Raw genomic sequence first — 16,619 nt, forward strand, 5'->3', positions numbered from 1 at the left:
CCCTGCCGCCGGTCCATTGTCCGGCCGGTCCGCCCCGGTCGGCTGTATCGAGGGGTGCGTCATGCTTCAGGGACTGACACGCCGGCGCGTGGTTGCCGGCCTTGCCGCCTTGTTCGCCGTCGTTACGGGCAACCGGCGAGCGCTCGCAAGCGCGCCGACGAAGACCGTCCGCCTGCAGAAATGGCGCTGCACCAACCAGGACTGCGATCCCTACATCTACGATCCGTCCCTCGGCGACATCAACATCATCGACGAGGCCAACCCGATCCCGCCCGGCGTTGCCTTCGAGGACCTGCCCGACGACTGGATCTGCCACATCTGCGGCGACCCCAAGAGCCACTTCATCGCCCTCAACGAATGGGTCGAGGTCGACGTGCCGGCCTGAGGGCAGGGCTTGCGCACAAAGTGCCCGAGGGAAAGGTTGCCGTCATTGCGAACGAGCGAAGCGAGTGCGGCAATCCAGGGGCCGCATGCCCTGAGCAAGCGGCTCTGGATCGCCGCGTCGGCGACCCAGGCTCGCGTCACGCGCCGCTGCCCGTCCTTCGGACCCTCGCGATGACGTTTCCTTTTCGTCGTCGCCGAAAAAGGAACGCGCCCGCCTGCCCAAAAAACTGCCGTCACCCCGGCCCCCGAGCCGGGGCCTAATGCCCCTGTCCATACGGTACGCCGCCGATTGGTGGAACGGGGCTTTGGCTCGGTGGGAGGCCGCGCCGAGGCTTGAAGCTGCATACCGCGCGGAAAGGGCAATGGGCCCCGGGTCTCCGCTTCGCTCCGCCCGGGGTGACGGGAGAGGGTGGGGCGACGCATGAAACCCTGGAAGTGCGCGCCGGCGCCTTTGCGCCGTCAAGCCTCGCGCGGCGTTTGAGCGCCAGGAGCTAAGCCGCCGCGACGCCGTCCAGGAAGCGGTCGACGGCGGCCTTCAGCCGTTCGGCCTGCTGGTCGACCTCGCTGGAGGCGGCCAGCACCTGGTTGGCGGATTCGTTGGTCTTGGTGGTCGCCGAGGAGACCTCGTCGAGGCTCTGCGACACCGTGCGGGTCCCGTCCGCCGCCTGCTGGGCGTTGCGCGAGATCTCGCTCGTCGCCGAGCCCTGTTCCTCGACGGCCGAGGCGATCGAAGCGGTGTAGGTGTTGACGTCGACCATGGTCTCCGAAATCTGCGTGATCGCCTCCACGGCCTCGGTCGTCGAGGACTGGATGCCGGCGATCTGGTCGGAGATCTCCTTTGTCGCCTTGGCGGTCTGGGTGGCGAGCGCCTTGACCTCGGAGGCGACGACCGCGAAGCCGCGGCCCTGTTCGCCGGCATGGGCCGCCTCGATGGTGGCGTTGAGGGCGAGGAGGTTGGTCTGCTCGGCGATCTCGGAGATCAGGTTGACGACCTCGCCGATCTTCTGGGAGGCCTCCGACAGCGAACGGATTTTCTCTGAAGTCGCCGCCGCATTGTTGGTGGCGGTCTCCACGATGCCGGAGGTGGTCGAGACCTGGCGGGCGATTTCGGCGATCGAGGCGGTAAGCTCTTCGGCCGCCGCGGCGACGGTCTGCACATTCTGGGAGGCGTCCTGGGAAGACATCGTCGCCGAGGATGCCTGGCGCGACGTCGATTCCGCAACGCCGTTGAGGGTCTCGGCCGAGCGCTGCATCTGGTCGGCGTTGACCGCGACGGAGGCGAGCACTTCCTGCATTTCGACGCGGAAGTCGGCGATCAGCCTGTCGACCGCCTGCTGGCGCTGTTCGCCGGCAAGGTGGCTCTGGTGCTGTTCTGCCGACAGCCGGCGGTTCTCCACCGCATTCTCCCGGAACGTGCCGATCGCCCGCATGAGCTGGCCGACCTCGTCCTTGCGGCCGTCATTGCCCACCGCGACGTCGAGGTCGCCCTCGGCCACCCGGCGCGTCACCGCGGTGAGCGACGACAGCGGCCGTCCGATCAGCAGCCACAGGGCGCCCATCAGTGCGGCGGTAAAGACCAGAGCAAAGAGCGCGACGGCACCGATCAGCGTGCTGGCGTTGCCGGCGGTCTCCGTCGCGCCGACGGCGTTGCGGTTGGCCAGCCGGGCGATCATGGTCGAGACGATTTCTTCCTGTTCGTCGGCCTTTTCAAGGGCCGCATCGAGCTTCTGGCGCGAGGCGGTAAGGGCGGCGAGCGAGGCTTCGAAGGAACCCGTGACCGGGCCGACATCGACCTTGGTCATCGCCTTGATGGCGCCGCCGAGGCCTTTGAGGAGGCCGAGCGTGTTGTCGAGGGCTTCGCGGTGCGCCTCGGTCGGCTCGGCCCGGAAGGCCCAGACACCGCCGTTTGCGGTCTGCGCGGCATTGGCGAAGGTCTCGCCCACATGGGCCCGGGACATCGCCCCGCGGGCCTCCTGGTCGATCTTTTCCATGTCGGCGCGGGTCTGGTCGACAAAGGCGAAATAGGCGAGCCGCAGCTTTTCCGTATCGCCGGCGATGACGCCGAGTGCTGCGCGCGCCGCCTTGCGGGCCTCGAGCCGGACGGAAAACCCGCTCGCCCCTTCAAGCGCTTCCAACAGCCTGCCAAGGGTCGCCTCGGCCTTGGTCACGCTGGCATTCAGGTCTGCCGCGGCCGCATCGGCCTCCGGCGACACCGACGCCCCGTAAAGGGTCGCGACCTTTTCCTTCAGGATCTTGAAATCCGCTTCCGCCGCCTCGCGGTCGGCGACCTTGTTGGTCTGGAAAAAGGCGGAATAGGTCAGGAGCGTCTTCAGCGCGGCTTCGGTCGCCTCGCTGGCGACGATGGCCAGCGACTGGGTCCGGTCGACCACTGCGCGCTGGCTGGCCTGGCGGTTCCGGAGCTCCGTTTCCGTCTGCTTGGCGTCGGTCTTGATCTTGGTGCCGGTATCGCGCAGCGCCGCCGCCGATTGCGTCATTGCCGCCGAATTTTCGTCGATTTCACGGACGGCGTTTGCGAGCACGGCAAACGATCCGGCGAAGCTGTCGAGCGCGGCGAGCGCCGTATCGATTTCCGCATCGCCGGACGCTGTCTCCCGCAATCCGCCTTTCACACCGTCGAGCGTCGCCGTCACCTTTTCCGCGATCGCGTCGTCGGGATGGGAGATGAACTGCGCCTTCAGCCGGCTGACCGTGTCCATGCCGGCAAGGGCGTTGGTCAGTCCACGCCCGGCATAGACCGAGCCGCCCAGCGAACTGACGCTGTACATGCCTGCAGCGGCGATGACGACGGTCAGAAGGATGGTGCCCGCGGCACCGAGTGCGAGCTTCGTCTTGATCGACATGTTGCGGAAGATATGAAGCATTTTTCGACCTTGCGCATAAAGATAGCTCTACTTTTAAGTATCTGGAGTTAAGAAAGTCTGAGAGTCCGGAGTCATCGCGTCCGTTCGTCTGTTTTCAGTGGGTGAATCCAAATAATACGAAAGGGAGAGTATTTCCGTCGATCCCGTCTACACAATTTACATCGTAGTTATAAACATCCCGGGATGTGTTCAAGGTGGCGGCGGCGTTCCTGGCGCCGGTACGCCGTCTTCAATATTTCGTGCAGAGCCTTTGCAGCGCGTGGTCGGAAGGTTGTCAAAGGCGTACTCTTGGTTGTGAAAACCCCCCACAGAAAAGGGGGAACACCCGGGAGGAATCCATGCACGACAACACTCAGCGAATGCCGCCGGTGGTCTTGGTAAAGCCGCCTGTCCAGAAAGCGCGAACCCTGGCAGAGGACGGCCGGGAGCTGTCGCCGACGATGGGAGAGCGGGTCGTCGACGTCATGCCCGATCCGCCGGACCTGCGCGACCGGTTCTACGAGCCGGCGCTTATCGATCTGAAGCTGAAGCTCGATCCGCCCGAGGGCGTCAAGGTCCTCAACCAGGGCCGGGAGGGTGCCTGCACCGGCTTCGGCCTTGCCGCCGTCATCAATCACCTCAACAGCTTGCGCCGTGGCAACGGCGGCGAGTACCTGCCGGAGCGTGTCAGCCCGCGCATGCTCTATCAGATGGCAAAGCTCCACGACGAGTGGGAGGGCGATGACTATTCCGGCTCGAGCATTCGCGGCGCCCTGAAGGGCTTCTTCCACAACGGCGTCTGCAGCGAGGACCTCGCCCCCTACGATGCCGGTGCGACCAACTGGACGCTGACCAAGGAACAGGCCGAGGCGGCACGCCTCGTCGGCCTTGGCGCCTATTTCCGCCTGCGCCCGGAAATCATCGACTATCACGTCGCACTTAACGAGGTCCGGGTGGTCTATTGTTCCGCCCGTGTGCATCGCGGCTGGGAGAAGCCCCAGGACGGACGCATCGTGCACTCGGCCATTCAGACCGGCGGCCACGCCTTTGCGATCGTCGGTTACGATGCCGAAGGCTTCCTGATCCAGAATTCCTGGGGCGAGAGCTGGGGCGGTTTCGGGGGACGGCCCGGCATTGCCCACTGGTCCTATCAGGACTGGGCCGCCAACGTCATGGACGCCTGGGTGCTGCGGTTGTCCGTGCCGACGCCGAAGGCGTTCGATCTCGTCAAGGCCGCGATCGCCCGCGAGGCCAGCATCGGCGGCGACACCAAGGCATCGCCGCCCAAGCGCTACGAGATCGTCGGCCATTTCGCCAATATCGACGATGCCGCGCTGGTCGAGACCGGGCGCTACGCGACGCCCCTGGAAAGCCTGAAGGAAACGGCGGAATTCCTTGCGGCAAAGGCTGCGGAGACCAGCGCGGCAAAGCGCACTTACGACCACATCCTGTTCTACGCCCACGGCGGGCTCAACACCGAGGACGATTCCGCCCGGCGCATCCACGCCATGAAGGAAGTGTTCAAGCGCAATCGCATCTATCCCATCCACTTCATGTGGGGCACCGGCTTCACCGACGAACTGCTCGACGCCCTTGCCGGCGCCTACCGGAGTTCTGCGGAGCGCGTCGGCTGGGTCGAGGGGTTCCGCGACCGACTGTTCGAAAAGCTCGCCCGCCCGATCGGCCGCGCCGTCTGGAGCCAGATGAAGGAGGACGCGCGCCGCAGCTTCCTGCCGGGCGGCGGCGGCTACCAGGTGATGCAGCTCTTCCTCGACATGAATGCCGGCCTGAAGAAGCCCTTCGGCATCCACCTCGTCGGCCACAGCGCCGGCTCGATCCTGCACGGTCATCTGCTCGACGCGATCCCGTCCATGAAGCTGAAGGGCCCGCCGGTCGCCAGCCTTAGCCTGATGGCGCCAGCGTGCACCACCGAACTGTTCGACAACCTGATCCGCCCGCGCATCGGCAAGAGTTCCAAGGCCGACCACGTCAAGAAGGCGACCATCTACCGCCTCATCGACAGCCGCGAGGAGGACGACACGGTCGGCCCGCTCTATGGCCGCTCGCTGCTCTATCTCGTCTCCAGCGCCTTTGAGGACATCGTCCGCCCGTCGATGGATGTTGCCGCCGGCCAGCCGCTGCTCGGCATGGAGATCTTTTCCGGCGACGTCGGGTCTGTCTCCGGCCTCGACGAGGTCTATGCCGGCCGCCAGAAGAAGGCGAGCGATGCCCGGACCCATGGTGGCTTCGACAACGACCGGGCGACCATGAACCACGTGTTGAAGGCGATCCTCGGCAAGGCCTTCGACCAGCCGAAGGGGTTCCAGCAGCACGAGATGGAGGGGTACTAGGGGAGGGCGGGAGCCAGGAGTTACAGCCCGGCGGCGTCCATCAGCTCGTAGGAAAACGTCACGGCGCGGACGCCGATGGAGCGGAACGCGTAGAACGGCACGGCTGGAACGGAGGCCCGTTCGATCAGGGCAAGCTCGTGCGGGCGCCCGGTCATGAGCTGCGCCACCTGATTGCCCACATAGCCGGACATGGCAACGCCGGAGCCGTTGAAGCCGGCGGCATAGCCGATCCTGTCGGAGAGCATCCCGGCCATCGGCAGGCCGTCCATGGAAAGGGCCACATATCCGGACCAGCGATAGTCGACACCGACGTCGCCGAGCATCGGGAAGATCGTCCGCATCGCCTGTTCCAACCGGCGGGAAGCGGCGGGCGAGTCCACGTGCCCGAGCGCGCCGCGTCCGCCGAAGACGATGCGCCCGTCGACCTTGCGGAACCAGCGCATCATGCGCCTTGTCTCGGTGTAGCTGCGCGCGCGCTTCAAGAGCCGGGCGTCCAGATCGGCGGGAAGCTTTTCCGTTGCGACGATGGAACTGCGGAACGGCACCAGGCTGCGCGCCAGACGGCGCGTCGCGTTGGTGAGCGACGAATAGGCGTTGGTGGCAATGAAGGCTTGTTTGGCGGAGATTTCTCCGCCGGGGATGCGCAGCCGGGCGTCCGTGCCGCTCTCGGAAATGTCGGTGACCGGAGCGTTCGCATAGACCGCGATGCCGCGGGCGCGGGCCGCCGCCCAGAGCCCTTGCAGATAGGCGAGGGGCTGAAGGGCGCCGGCGCGGTCTTGAAGGACGCCGCCAACGAAGCCGTCGCAGCCCGTCTCCTCGGTGACGGCCTCGCGGTCCAGCACATGGAGACCAGTCTCGCCGAGGGTTTGTCCCAACCAGTCGGCCTCCTCGCGGGCATGGTCGAAGGCCGCCTTAGTGTGTGCACATTTCAACGCCCCGACGCGTTGAAATCCGGCCTCTTTCAGGTCGAACCGCTCGATGGTGGCGATCAGGTGGTCGACGCTGGCATTGGCGATGCCGTGCATGCGCCGGGCGGTGTCGAGCCCGTGGCATTTGGCAAGGTCGGTAAAGGCGCGCCGGAACTTCGCCGAGACGACGCCGCCATTGCGCCCGCTGCCGCCGAGCCCGACCGGGCCGGCCTCGAAGACCGCTACGGAAAGCCCGGCATCGGCGAAGGCGTGCGCCGCGTGAAGCCCGGTAAAGCCGCCGCCGACGATCGCCACGTCGCAGGAGATATCCCCCTGCGGTGCGGGACTGTCCTCCATCGCCGGCGCCGTCTCGCGCCACAGCGACTTCGGCGGCGACGGCAGGTCCATCAGGGTGCTCCGAAGATCGTATCGGCGAGGGCCCCAAGGCTCGGCAGCCGAAGGTCGGGCTCGGTGAACGCTTTCGGCTCCGGCGAGGCGCCGTAGCCCGGCTGGTCGTGGCGGCGCTCGATCCAGCACACCGTATAGCCGAGCTCGCGGGCAACGCCGATGTCGTGGTGCTGGCTCTGGGCGACGTGCAGGATCTCGTTCTGGGCATAACCGAACGCGCCCTGGCGGCCGCGGTTGTAGTCGAAAAACCGCGGATCGGGCTTGGCGCACAGGGCCTCGTCGCAGGTCACCGCATCGTTGAACGGAAGACCGAGCCGGTGGTTGTAGGCGCTGTAGGCGGTGCGGTCCGCATTGGTCATGGCGACGAGACGGAACCGGGTGCGAAGCCGGGCGAGGGCCTCAGCGGAATCGTCAAAGGCCGGCCATTCCAGCACCGAGAGCTGGAAATCCCGCGCCGCTTCAAGCGTCGCGGGAAGGCCGAGTTCCTTTGCGATATGCAGATAGACCTCGACGAAAGCCTCGCTGGAGCGGCCGTAGTTGAGGTCCCGGCCGGCCATGTAGGGCCCGAAGATATCATCGTCCGACAATCCGGCGGCGGCAGCGCCCCCGATCCGGCGCACGGCGTCCAGAACGCCCTTTTCAAAATCGATGCAGGTGCCGACGATGTCGAAGGTCAGCACTTTGAAACGGGCGAAATCCATGGGCAGCTCGCTTTTTGTGGGTCGGTCTTCAGCTTGGGTGCGATGACCTTGAGGCAGGAAGCGCGCGTTCGGCAATTGTCAAAAAATTGTGGGTGTCATAACCTCACCTTATGACAACGCTTCGCCGCAGACTGCCGTCGCCCGGATCCCTCTTCGTCTTCGAAGCCGCCGCGCGCTGCGAGAATTTCACCCATGCCGCGGCCGAGCTGAACGTCACCCAGCCGGCCGTCAGCCGCGCCCTGGCGATGCTCGAGGCGCATATCGGTGCCCAGCTCTTCCAGCGCGGCAAGCCGGGCGTGCGGCTGACGGAAGACGGAAAACTCCTGAAAACCGCCGTCTCGATGGCATTTGCCCAGGTCGAAAGCGCTCTGCACGAGATCGAGGAGCGCCGCACCGGCAAGTCGCAGGTGACGATTTCGGTCTCCACCGCCTTCACCAATCACTGGCTGATGCCCCGGATCACGCGCTTCCAGACGGCGTTTCCCGATGTCGACCTGCGCTTCCAGCTCATCCCCGGACCGGTGACCGGCGGCCTCGGCGACGTCGATCTCGCCATGCGCTACGGCGCCCCCGGCGAGACGCCGGGCCGCTTCGTCATGCAGGAGGCTTATGTCCCCGTCTGCGCGCCGAGCTATTTGCAGACGATGCGCGGCGGCAGCGCCGCGCTTATCCTACTGGAGGGCGACGCCCCCGACCGGCTCACCTCAGTGGAGACGGGATCGCGCGCGGCGCCCCAGGCACGTCTCACCTTTTCCGACTATTCCGTCGTCGTGCAGGCCGCCCTCGTCGGCCAGGGCGTCGCCGCCGGATGGCTCAACATCGTCTCGCACTGGATGGGCGAGGGGCGGTTGGTGCCGGCAAGCCGGACGCTGACGGTGCCGGGCCGCGAATGCCGCCTGCAGATCCGCGAGGAAGGCCCGCGGTCCGAGGTCGTTTCCGCGGTCGCCGACTGGCTGCTGGAAGAGATGCATTCTGACCTTGCGGCGATCGACACCAACCATCCCGAACTCGGCCTCGGCGCGATCCTGAGGCCCGGAGAGGCGCCATGAGCGTGAATCCTGCGATCTACGAGGCCTTCCAGGTCATCATGCGCTCCGGCACGGTGTCGGGCGCGGCGGAAATCCTCGGGCGCAGCCAGCCGGCCGTCAGCCGGATGATCGACAAGCTGGAGGAAAACCTCGGCGTCAAGCTGTTCGAGCGCCGCCGCGGCCGGGTGGTGCCGACCCATGCTGCCCACCTGCTGCTCGACGAGGTCGAGAAGCTGTTCGTGTCGCTGTCCTCGCTCGACAATTTCGGCCGTCGCCTGGAAGAGGGCCTGGAACAGGGCGTCGGCATCGCCTGCCTGCCGGCGCTCGGCCTGGAATTCATGCCCGAGGTCATCGCCCGCTTCTGCCGCGAGCGGCCGCAGGCCCGCGTCGCCCTCAATGTGCGCATGTCCGTCAGCGTGGAGAAATGGGTGGCGACCCAGCAGGTCGACTTCGGTCTTGCCGAGACGCCGTTCCTCCTGTCCGGGTTCCAGACGCGGATTTTCGCCGACACGGTCTATGTGGCGGCAATCCCCGCCGACCATCCGCTGGCCGGCGAAGAGGTGCTGCGGCCCGAGCACCTGCGGGACCACAGGCTGGTCGGCTGGGCGGTGACGGTGTCGGCGCGGCGGACCTTCGACGACATCATGCAAGGGGCGGGCATCGCCCCGCGCCAGGTCATCGAGAGCACCATGTCGGCGCCGATCTGCAACATGGTCAAGCGCGGGCTGGGCGTTGCCATCGTCGACCCGTTCACGGCCTGGGCCCAGCGCGATCCCGGCATCGTCTACCGCCCGTTCCGGCCGCACCTTCCCTGCCGCATCGCGCTGCTGCAGCCGGAGCAGCGGGGGCCCAGTGCACTGGCCAACGAACTGATCGGCCAGGCCGAAATCCTGCGCGACGAGGTGCTCGCCACCGTCCTCGAATAATCGATAATTGCCGATCCCTTCATTATGCGTCATTTGCATACTGAAAGGAGTATTTTGCATTTTGAATCCAGTTGGCGGCCGTTTTTCATATTCCAATGAAACAGGCCACCCATCGTGCTGACGAACAGGAGACCTATGACGTCGTCGTGATCGGCGGCGGCGTCAACGGCACTGCGGCGTTGCGCGAATTGGCGAGAGCCGGCTACCGCACGTTGCTGGCCGAGATCGACGACTTCGCCTCCGGCGCCAGCGGCCGATCCTCGCGGATGCTGCATTGCGGCCTGCGCTATTTCGAGACCGAGCATCCGGTCTGGGACGCCGTCCGCCATCCCTTGCGCTTTGCCCGCGCCGCCGACATGGCCCGCCAGGCGATGCTGGCGCGCACGGAACTCGCCGCCGACGAGACCGTCGCGACCCGCGCCATCGAACTCTCCTTTCCGGTCTGGACCGACGGCCCCTATCCGCGCTGGCAGCTCGATCTCGGCATCCGCCTTCTGGGCCTGCTAGGCCCGAGCGATCCGCCCCTCGACCGGCGTGTGCGCAACGCCGAGGAGGCCCGGCATCATCCGATCGGCAAGCACCTGCGCGACCAGGACTCCCTGCGCGGCATGGTCAGCGTCCGCGAATACCTGTTCGGTGCGCCGGAGCGGCTGTGCGTCGACAACGCCGTCGACGCCGAGGCCCACGGCGCCGACATCTGCCTGCAGACCCGGGCCGAAATCCGCGAACGCGATGCCGTAAGCCTGTGGCGCGTTGCCCTGGAAGACGTGGCGACCGGCGAATTCCGCGAAGTGCGGGCGCGCACCGTCCTCAACATGGCCGGTACCTGGGCCGACGACGTCGGCAGCTTCGGCAAGCGGCTGGTGCGCGGCACCAAGGGCGCCCATATCATCATCCGCCTGCCGGCCGGCTACGCCAACCGGGGCATCGCGACCCTGCACCGGCGCGGCTACCCGTTCTACGGCCTGCCGCTCGGCGCCGACCGCTACTATTTCGGCCCGACCGAGACCCTGTTCAACGGCGATGCCCACGACATCCGGGTCGACGCGGAGGACCTTGAGTTCCTCATCGGCGAGACCAACCACCTGCTTCCCGGCTTGAATCTCAAGCGCAGCGACATCGAGCAGTGCTGGGCCGGCGTGCGCCCGCTGACCCACGACCCCGACCGCCCGATGGGCGCACGGGAGCGCACGGTGCACGATCTCGGCGACAACGAATTCGACAACGTTCTGGCGATGACCGCGGGGCCGGTCATGAGCCATCGCAGCGCCGGCCGCGAAATGCTGGCCAGAGTGCGCGCGAAAATCGGGAGTCCCCAGCGTGCCGCCGTTCGCACCCCGCAGGAACCTGGAGAAAACCAGGCCGATGCGGAGGTGCGGGCGGTGACGAACGAACACGCGCACGACCTGCACGGCGTCCTGGTGCAGCGCACCGGCGCCGTCTGGGAAGGGCTCGTCGGTCCGGAGCGGGTCGCCCGCACGGCCGACAAGCTTGCGCCCTTGTTCGGTTGGGACGCTGAGCGTACACAACGTGAAGTTACTGCCTTTCTCGCCCGACAGGAGCGGGAATTCGGCCCTCCGGACGGGGTCGACACCAAACGCCAAACGCCGGACCAGATCGATAACGACAATACCGGCCAACACCACCAGAGGAGTTCGACATGATGAGACTGAAGACAATCGTCGGCGCGCTTGCCATTGCGGCCGCGACCGTCGGCACCAGTGCCGCCCAGGACGTTCAGAACGACCGCTTCAAGGAAGTGCTCGATCGCGGCGTCCTGCGCGTCGGTGTCCAGGGTGCGTTCCGGCCGTGGGCCTTCCGTGCCCCGGACGGCACCCTGCAGGGCATCGAGGTGGACCTCGCCAAGACCGTCGCCGACCGCATGGGCGTGAAGCTCGAGCCGGTCGTCATCACCTCGGCCAACCGCATGGAGTTCCTCAAGCAGGGCAAGGTCGACCTTCTGATCGGCGCCATGTCCGACCGCCCCGACCGCCGCAAGGTCGTCGGCATCATCGAGCCGGCCTACTGGACCTCGGGCCCGACCCTGATGGCCAAGGCAGGCGTCATCAAGTCCTGGGACGACATCAAGGGCAAGCCGGTCTGCGGCAAGCAGGGCGTCTTCTACAACAAGATCGCCGAGACCGAATTCGGCGCCAACGTCATCGCCTTCGGCGGCAACACCGAGGCCAAGCAGGCGCTGCGCTCCGGCAAGTGCATCGCGTGGGTCTATGACGACACCTCGATCGCCGCCGACATCGCCAGCGGCGAGTGGGAAGGCTTCGAGATGCCGGTCGATACCGTGTTCTCCAACCCGTGGGGCGCCGCCGTTCCGCTGGAAGAGCAGAGCGGCATCTGGGGCGCCTTCATGGCCGGCATGGCCTACAACTGGCACAAGGACGGCACGCTGATCGAGCTGGAGAAGAAGTGGGGCGTCAAGCCGTCGCCCTGGCTCGCCAAGATGCACGAGCAGCTCACCTACGATAACAGCTATCTCAACAACTGACGGTTGCCGGGGTACTCTGGCATTCCGACAATTGAACGGGGCGGCGCGCCGGCGCGAAAATCGCCGGACACGCCGCCCGTGGTAGTGGTATGTAGCAGGTTTGTGCCGTGCTCGATCTCTTTGCGCCTTTCTTCCAGCGCCTTTACGAAACGACGGGCATCAACTTCACCCCGTTCTACGACCCCTATGACTGGGGGCGGCTGCTTGAAGGCATGTGGGTGTCCGTCCAGCTGATCCTTGCGGTCATCGCCGTCTCGATGGTGATCGGGGTCGTTGGCGCCGGCGCCCAGACCTCGAAGCTGCGGATCGTGCGGTTCCTCGTCGCCGCCTATATCGAGATCTTCCGCAACACGCCGCCGATCGTGCAGCTCCTGTTCTTCTATTTCGGGCTCGGCGCGATCACGCCCCAGGTCGACATGGGCGGCTGGTATGAACCGGTGATCGGCTCCTTCGGCTGGGCGGTCATCGCGCTCGGCATCTTCGGCGGCAGCTACAATGTGGAGATCTTCCGCGCCGGCGTCGATGCGGTGCCGGAGACCACCAAGGAGGCGGCCGACGCGCTCGGCTTTTCCGACTTCAAGATCTTCGCCTACATCACCCTGCCGCTGGCCTTCCGGTTCAGCCTACCGGCGCTCACCAACAACGTCATCAGCCTCGCCAAGACCTCCTCGCTCGCCTACGTCATCGCGGTCCCGGAGATCACCTACACGCTCAGCAACATCTGGTCGGACAGCGTCAACGTGCCGGAAATGATGATCCTTCTGTTCCTCTACTACATCGTTCTGGTGGCGATCATCGCCTGGGTGATGGGCTGGCTGGAACGCAAGCTCGCGCTGCCGGGATACGGCCAATGACCCGCACCATGTCCGTCACCGCGCTCACCCGCATCACCTGGCGCGCACCGGCCCTGACCGCGGTGCTGTGCCTCGCCTCGCTCACTGTCGCCGCGCAAGGCACCGACGGCACCCGGGTCTCGGCGCTGTCCACCCTCATCGTCTGGATCCCCTTCATCCTGAAAGGGTTCCTGCTCAACCTCATCATGAGCATCCTGGCGATGGCGATCGCGACCGTCGCCGGCGTCATCCTCGGCTTCATGCAGATCAGCCCGAGCGTTGTCCTGCGCGTGCCCGCCAAGCTCTTCACCCAGCTCTTCCGCAACTCGCCCTGGCTGGTCATCCTGTTCGCCATCATGCTGCTGCTGCCGTTCCAGGTGACGCTGCCCGGCGGCGACAAGATCCTCATTCCCGACTGGGTCAAGGCGACCATCGGCTTTGCCCTTCCGGTCATGGCCAACGTCGCGGAGATCCTGCGCGGTGCCGTGCTGTCGATCCCGTCCGGCCAGTGGGAGAGCGCGGAAAGCCTTGCCTTCACCCGGCACCAGACCCTGCGCTACATCATCCTGCCCCAGTGCATCCGCCGCATGCTGCCGCCCTGGATGAACTGGTACGCGCTGTTGATGCTGATGACGCCGATGGCCGCGATCCTCGGCGTCAACGAGGCGCTGGGCAACACCCAGGCCGCCATGGAGGCCGCCGGCTCCCACCCGGAATTCCTCATCCCCTTCTACCTGTTCCTGATGACGATCTTCTTCGTCTTCATCTACCCCATCTCGATCTACACCCGCCGGCTCGAACGCCGCTTTGCGGCCGGGTCGTGACAAGAGTGAGCTCCAGCATGCAAGCCGCACCGAACTGGACCCCGGACCAGCCCATCGTGGCGCTCCGGGACGTGCACAAATCCTTCGGCTCCTTCGAGGTGCTGAAGGGCATCGACCTTGAGGTGATGAAGGGCGAGGTCATCTGCATCATCGGCCCGTCGGGATCGGGCAAGTCGACGCTCGTCAGGACCATCAACGGCCTGACCCCGGTGACCAGCGGCTCGGTCACCGTCGAGGGCCAGGAGGTGCACGACGAAAAGCTCGACAAGCTGGCGCTGAGGCGCAAGGTCGGCATCGTCTTCCAGCAGTACAATCTGTTCCCCCACCGCACCGTCCTCGACAACATCATGATGGCGCCGCTCCTGGTGCTGCGCGAGAAGAAGGCCGAGGTCGAGGAGCGCGCCCGGGCGCTGCTCGCCAAGGTCAAGCTCGTCGACAAGGAAGACGCCTATCCGGCCGAGCTTTCAGGCGGCCAGCAGCAGCGCGTGGCGATCGCCCGGAGCCTCTGCATGCGGCCCGACGTCATGCTGTTCGACGAGGTCACCGCCGCGCTCGACCCGGAAACGGTCAAGGAAGTGCTGGTCACCATCAAGGAACTGGCGTCCGACGGCATGACCTGCGTCCTCGTCACCCACGAGATGGGCTTTGCCCGCGAGATCTCCGACCGCGTCTATTTCACCGACCACGGCAGGATCGTGGAAAGCGGCCCGCCGGAAATGATTTTCGAATCCCCACAGGACCCCCGCACGCGCGAGTTCCTCTCCAAGGTTCTCTGACGCGCGCCCACAAAAAAACGATTCCGGACGGGGCAACGCCCGAATTCCGTCCGCCTCCAGGAGACCATGCAATGAACGACCAGAGCCTTGTGCGAAGCCGGGACCCCTTGCTGCAGCCGCTGGCCATCAAGAAGCTGACGCTGCGCAACCGCATCATGAGCACGTCCCATGCCTGCGGCCTCGACAAGGACAACTTCCCCCAGGAGGCCTACCAGGCCTATCACGAGGAAAAGGCCAAGGGCGGCATAGCTCTCTCCATGTTCGGCGGCTCGTCCAATGTGGATATCGACAGCCCGGACATCTTCCGCCAGCTCAATGTCGGCACCGATGCCATCATCCCGCACCTGCAGCGCTTCTCCGAGCGCATGCACGCTGAAGGCGCGGCGCTGATGTGCCAGATCACCCATCTCGGCCGCCGCGGCGACCCCTATGCCCAGGACTGGCTGCCGGCCATCGCCCCCTCGCCGATCCGCGAGACCCTGCACCGGGCGATCCCGCGCGAGATGGACGAGGACGACATCGCGCGCATCGTGAAGGCCTACGGCCAAGCCGCAAGGCGCTGCGAGGAGGGCGGCCTCGACGGCATCGAAACGCTTTCGGGTGGCCACATCATCGGCCAGTTCCTGTCGACGAAGACCAACCACCGTACCGACCGCTTTGGCGGCTCGCTGGAGAACCGCATCCGCTTTGCGCTGATGGTGCATGAGGAGATTCGGCGCAATGTCAGCGATGACTTCATCGTCGGCATGCGCTTCGTGGTCGACGAGGGCATCGACGGCGAGCTCTCGCCGGAAGACTGCATCGAAGCGGCGCGCATCCTGCAGAGCGAGGGCGCCGTCGACTTTTTCAACGCCCTTTACGGCTCGATGGACACCGCCCGCGCCCTGTCGGAGGAGACCTTCCCCGGCATGGGAACGCCGGCCGCGCCCTGGGTCGGCGCCGTCGGCCGCTTCAAGCGCGAGGTCAATCTGCCGGTGTTCCACGCCGCCAAGCTCTCCGACCTTGCCTCCGCGCGCTTTGCCGTCTCCGAGGGCCATGTGGATATGGCCGGGCTGACCCGCCCGCAGATCGCCGACCCGCACATGACGGCAAAGCTGCTGAGGGGCGAGGAGGACCGCATCCGCCCCTGCGTCGGCGCCGGCCACTGCCAGTCGCCCCACCGCCCGAAATGCCTGCACAACGCCGCCACGGGACGCGAAACGACCCTCAGCCACGACATCGCCAGGGCCGACACGCCGCGCCGCGCGGTCATCGTCGGCGCCGGCCCCGGCGGGCTGGAGGCTGCCCGCATCCTCGCCCTCCGCGGCCATGAGGTCCGCATCTTCGAGGCGGCCGCCCAGCCCGGTGGCCAGCTCCTCCTTGCCGCCAATGGCTGGCGCCGCGACATGATCGGCATCGTCGAATGGCGCCTGGCCGAACTGGACCGGCTCGGGGTGACCGTCGAGTGCAACAAGTTCGTGGAAGCCGCGGACGTGCTGGCGGAATCCCCCGATCTCGTCATCCTCGCCACCGGCGGCGTGCCGCAGACGGAGTTCGGTTCGGGCGCGCATCTGGTGCACAGCGCCTGGGACGTCGTCGGACGTCAGGTGCGGCCCCAGGGCGACGTCCTCGTCTGGGACGGTACCGGACGTCATCCGGCCCTGATGGCCGCGCACATGGCCGGAGCCGACGGCGCCAACGTGCAACTGACGACCATCGACGCGAACGTCGCCCAGGACCTCGTCTATCCGGAAATCGTCCGCTGGCAGAAGGAGTTCGCCCTCTCCGGCCTCCGCGCTGAGGGGCATTTGCGCCTGACCGAGGTGCGCCGCACCGGCAACCGGCTGGAAGCCGTGCTCCTCAACGAACTGACTCACAAGACCGACACTCGCCTCGTCGACCAGGTGGTCGTCGACATGGGCACGATCCCGATGGACGATCTCTTCGAGGAGTTGCGCGAGCATTCGGGCAATCGCGGCATCACCGACATCCATGCCCTGAAGGAGGTGCGCCCCCAGCCGTGCGCCACCGACGGCTTCGAACTCCACCGCATCGGCGATGCCCAGGCCTCGCGCAACGTCCACGCGGCGATCTACGACGCCTTGCGCCTCTGCTCGGTGAGTTGATCCGGGGCGAG

At 66.3% G+C, this 16,619-nt stretch carries 13 protein-coding genes; 10 read left to right on the forward strand and 3 right to left on the reverse strand.

The features are described 5' to 3' along the window. The first annotated feature begins 61 nt into the window (after positions 1-61). Positions 62-385 (forward strand): rubredoxin, encoded by a 324-nt coding sequence (locus tag M2319_RS04910; protein WP_264600322.1) that lies wholly within the window; start codon positions 62-64, stop codon positions 383-385. Between the two features lie 490 nt (positions 386-875). Here the strand turns inward: M2319_RS04910 and M2319_RS04915 are convergent, their stop codons facing one another. Beyond that, a complete protein-coding gene (locus M2319_RS04915; protein WP_264600323.1) occupies positions 876-3,266 on the reverse strand; it encodes a methyl-accepting chemotaxis protein in 2,391 nt (796 codons plus the stop codon). A 338-nt stretch (positions 3,267-3,604) separates the two neighbouring features. Here M2319_RS04915 and M2319_RS04920 point away from each other — a divergent pair, with 338 nt between their 5' ends. Next, positions 3,605-5,596, forward strand: a complete 1,992-nt coding sequence (locus M2319_RS04920) for a C1 family peptidase (RefSeq protein WP_264600324.1) — start codon at positions 3,605-3,607, stop codon at positions 5,594-5,596. 20 nt (positions 5,597-5,616) lie between these two features. Here M2319_RS04920 and M2319_RS04925 read toward each other — a convergent pair whose 3' ends face one another. Beyond that, the gene (locus M2319_RS04925; RefSeq protein ID WP_264600325.1) at positions 5,617-6,912 is read right to left on the reverse strand and encodes an NAD(P)/FAD-dependent oxidoreductase; all 1,296 of its coding nucleotides are present in this window, start codon (positions 6,910-6,912) and stop codon (positions 5,617-5,619) included. Then, positions 6,912-7,613 carry an HAD-IA family hydrolase gene (locus tag M2319_RS04930; RefSeq protein WP_264600326.1) on the reverse strand — a complete coding sequence of 234 codons (702 nt, stop codon included), beginning with the start codon at positions 7,611-7,613 and terminating at the stop codon, positions 6,912-6,914. Before M2319_RS04930 ends, M2319_RS04925 begins: the two co-directional genes overlap by 1 nt. A 110-nt stretch (positions 7,614-7,723) precedes the next feature. Between M2319_RS04930 and M2319_RS04935 the strand changes: the two genes are divergently transcribed. From M2319_RS04935 to M2319_RS04970, 8 genes are all read left to right on the forward strand, one after another. After that, positions 7,724-8,662: a LysR family transcriptional regulator gene (locus M2319_RS04935; protein WP_264600327.1), complete on the forward strand. Its 939-nt coding sequence runs from the start codon at positions 7,724-7,726 to the stop codon at positions 8,660-8,662. Beyond that, positions 8,659-9,567, forward strand: coding sequence for a LysR substrate-binding domain-containing protein (locus tag M2319_RS04940; RefSeq protein WP_264600328.1), 909 nt, complete (start codon positions 8,659-8,661; stop codon positions 9,565-9,567). The genes M2319_RS04935 and M2319_RS04940 overlap by 4 nt, the downstream gene beginning before the upstream one ends. Positions 9,568-9,662: 95 nt before the next feature. Next, complete coding sequence (locus tag M2319_RS04945) at positions 9,663-11,231, forward strand: FAD-dependent oxidoreductase (RefSeq protein WP_264600329.1); 1,569 nt, start codon at positions 9,663-9,665, stop codon at positions 11,229-11,231. Further along, positions 11,231-12,070, forward strand: coding sequence for a transporter substrate-binding domain-containing protein (locus tag M2319_RS04950; protein WP_319801761.1), 840 nt, complete (start codon positions 11,231-11,233; stop codon positions 12,068-12,070). Before M2319_RS04945 ends, M2319_RS04950 begins: the two co-directional genes overlap by 1 nt. 107 nt (positions 12,071-12,177) lie before the next feature. Further along, on the forward strand, positions 12,178-12,924 hold the full coding sequence (locus tag M2319_RS04955) for an amino acid ABC transporter permease (protein ID WP_264600331.1): 747 nt from the start codon (positions 12,178-12,180) through the stop codon (positions 12,922-12,924). Further along, the gene (locus tag M2319_RS04960) at positions 12,921-13,727 is read left to right on the forward strand and encodes an amino acid ABC transporter permease (RefSeq protein WP_264600332.1); all 807 of its coding nucleotides are present in this window, start codon (positions 12,921-12,923) and stop codon (positions 13,725-13,727) included. The genes M2319_RS04955 and M2319_RS04960 overlap by 4 nt, the downstream gene beginning before the upstream one ends. A gap of 17 nt (positions 13,728-13,744) precedes the next feature. Beyond that, entirely contained in the window at positions 13,745-14,503 is a 759-nt protein-coding gene (locus tag M2319_RS04965) for an amino acid ABC transporter ATP-binding protein (protein ID WP_319801762.1), read from the forward strand. Positions 14,504-14,574: 71 nt separating this feature from the next. Further along, entirely contained in the window at positions 14,575-16,608 is a 2,034-nt protein-coding gene (locus M2319_RS04970) for an oxidoreductase (RefSeq protein ID WP_264600333.1), read from the forward strand. Positions 16,609-16,619: the final 11 nt, after the last annotated feature.

Origin of the sequence: Rhodobium gokarnense, assembly GCF_025961475.1 — a bacterium.
GTDB classification, from domain to species: domain Bacteria; phylum Pseudomonadota; class Alphaproteobacteria; order Rhizobiales; family Rhodobiaceae; genus Rhodobium; species Rhodobium gokarnense.

Excerpts from the sequence above, each read along its gene's own strand:
- M2319_RS04910 (WP_264600322.1), top strand. The coding sequence starts at position 62 with ATGCTTCAGGGACTGACACGCCGGCGCGTGGTTGCCGGCCTTGCCGCC.
- M2319_RS04915 (WP_264600323.1), bottom strand. The coding sequence starts at position 3,266 with ATGCTTCATATCTTCCGCAACATGTCGATCAAGACGAAGCTCGCACTC.
- M2319_RS04920 (WP_264600324.1), top strand. The coding sequence starts at position 3,605 with ATGCACGACAACACTCAGCGAATGCCGCCGGTGGTCTTGGTAAAGCCG.
- M2319_RS04925 (WP_264600325.1), bottom strand. The coding sequence starts at position 6,912 with ATGGACCTGCCGTCGCCGCCGAAGTCGCTGTGGCGCGAGACGGCGCCG.
- M2319_RS04930 (WP_264600326.1), bottom strand. The coding sequence starts at position 7,613 with ATGGATTTCGCCCGTTTCAAAGTGCTGACCTTCGACATCGTCGGCACC.
- M2319_RS04935 (WP_264600327.1), top strand. The coding sequence starts at position 7,724 with ATGACAACGCTTCGCCGCAGACTGCCGTCGCCCGGATCCCTCTTCGTC.
- M2319_RS04940 (WP_264600328.1), top strand. The coding sequence starts at position 8,659 with ATGAGCGTGAATCCTGCGATCTACGAGGCCTTCCAGGTCATCATGCGC.
- M2319_RS04945 (WP_264600329.1), top strand. The coding sequence starts at position 9,663 with ATGAAACAGGCCACCCATCGTGCTGACGAACAGGAGACCTATGACGTC.
- M2319_RS04950 (WP_319801761.1), top strand. The coding sequence starts at position 11,231 with ATGAGACTGAAGACAATCGTCGGCGCGCTTGCCATTGCGGCCGCGACC.
- M2319_RS04960 (WP_264600332.1), top strand. The coding sequence starts at position 12,921 with ATGACCCGCACCATGTCCGTCACCGCGCTCACCCGCATCACCTGGCGC.
- M2319_RS04965 (WP_319801762.1), top strand. The coding sequence starts at position 13,745 with ATGCAAGCCGCACCGAACTGGACCCCGGACCAGCCCATCGTGGCGCTC.
- M2319_RS04970 (WP_264600333.1), top strand. The coding sequence starts at position 14,575 with ATGAACGACCAGAGCCTTGTGCGAAGCCGGGACCCCTTGCTGCAGCCG.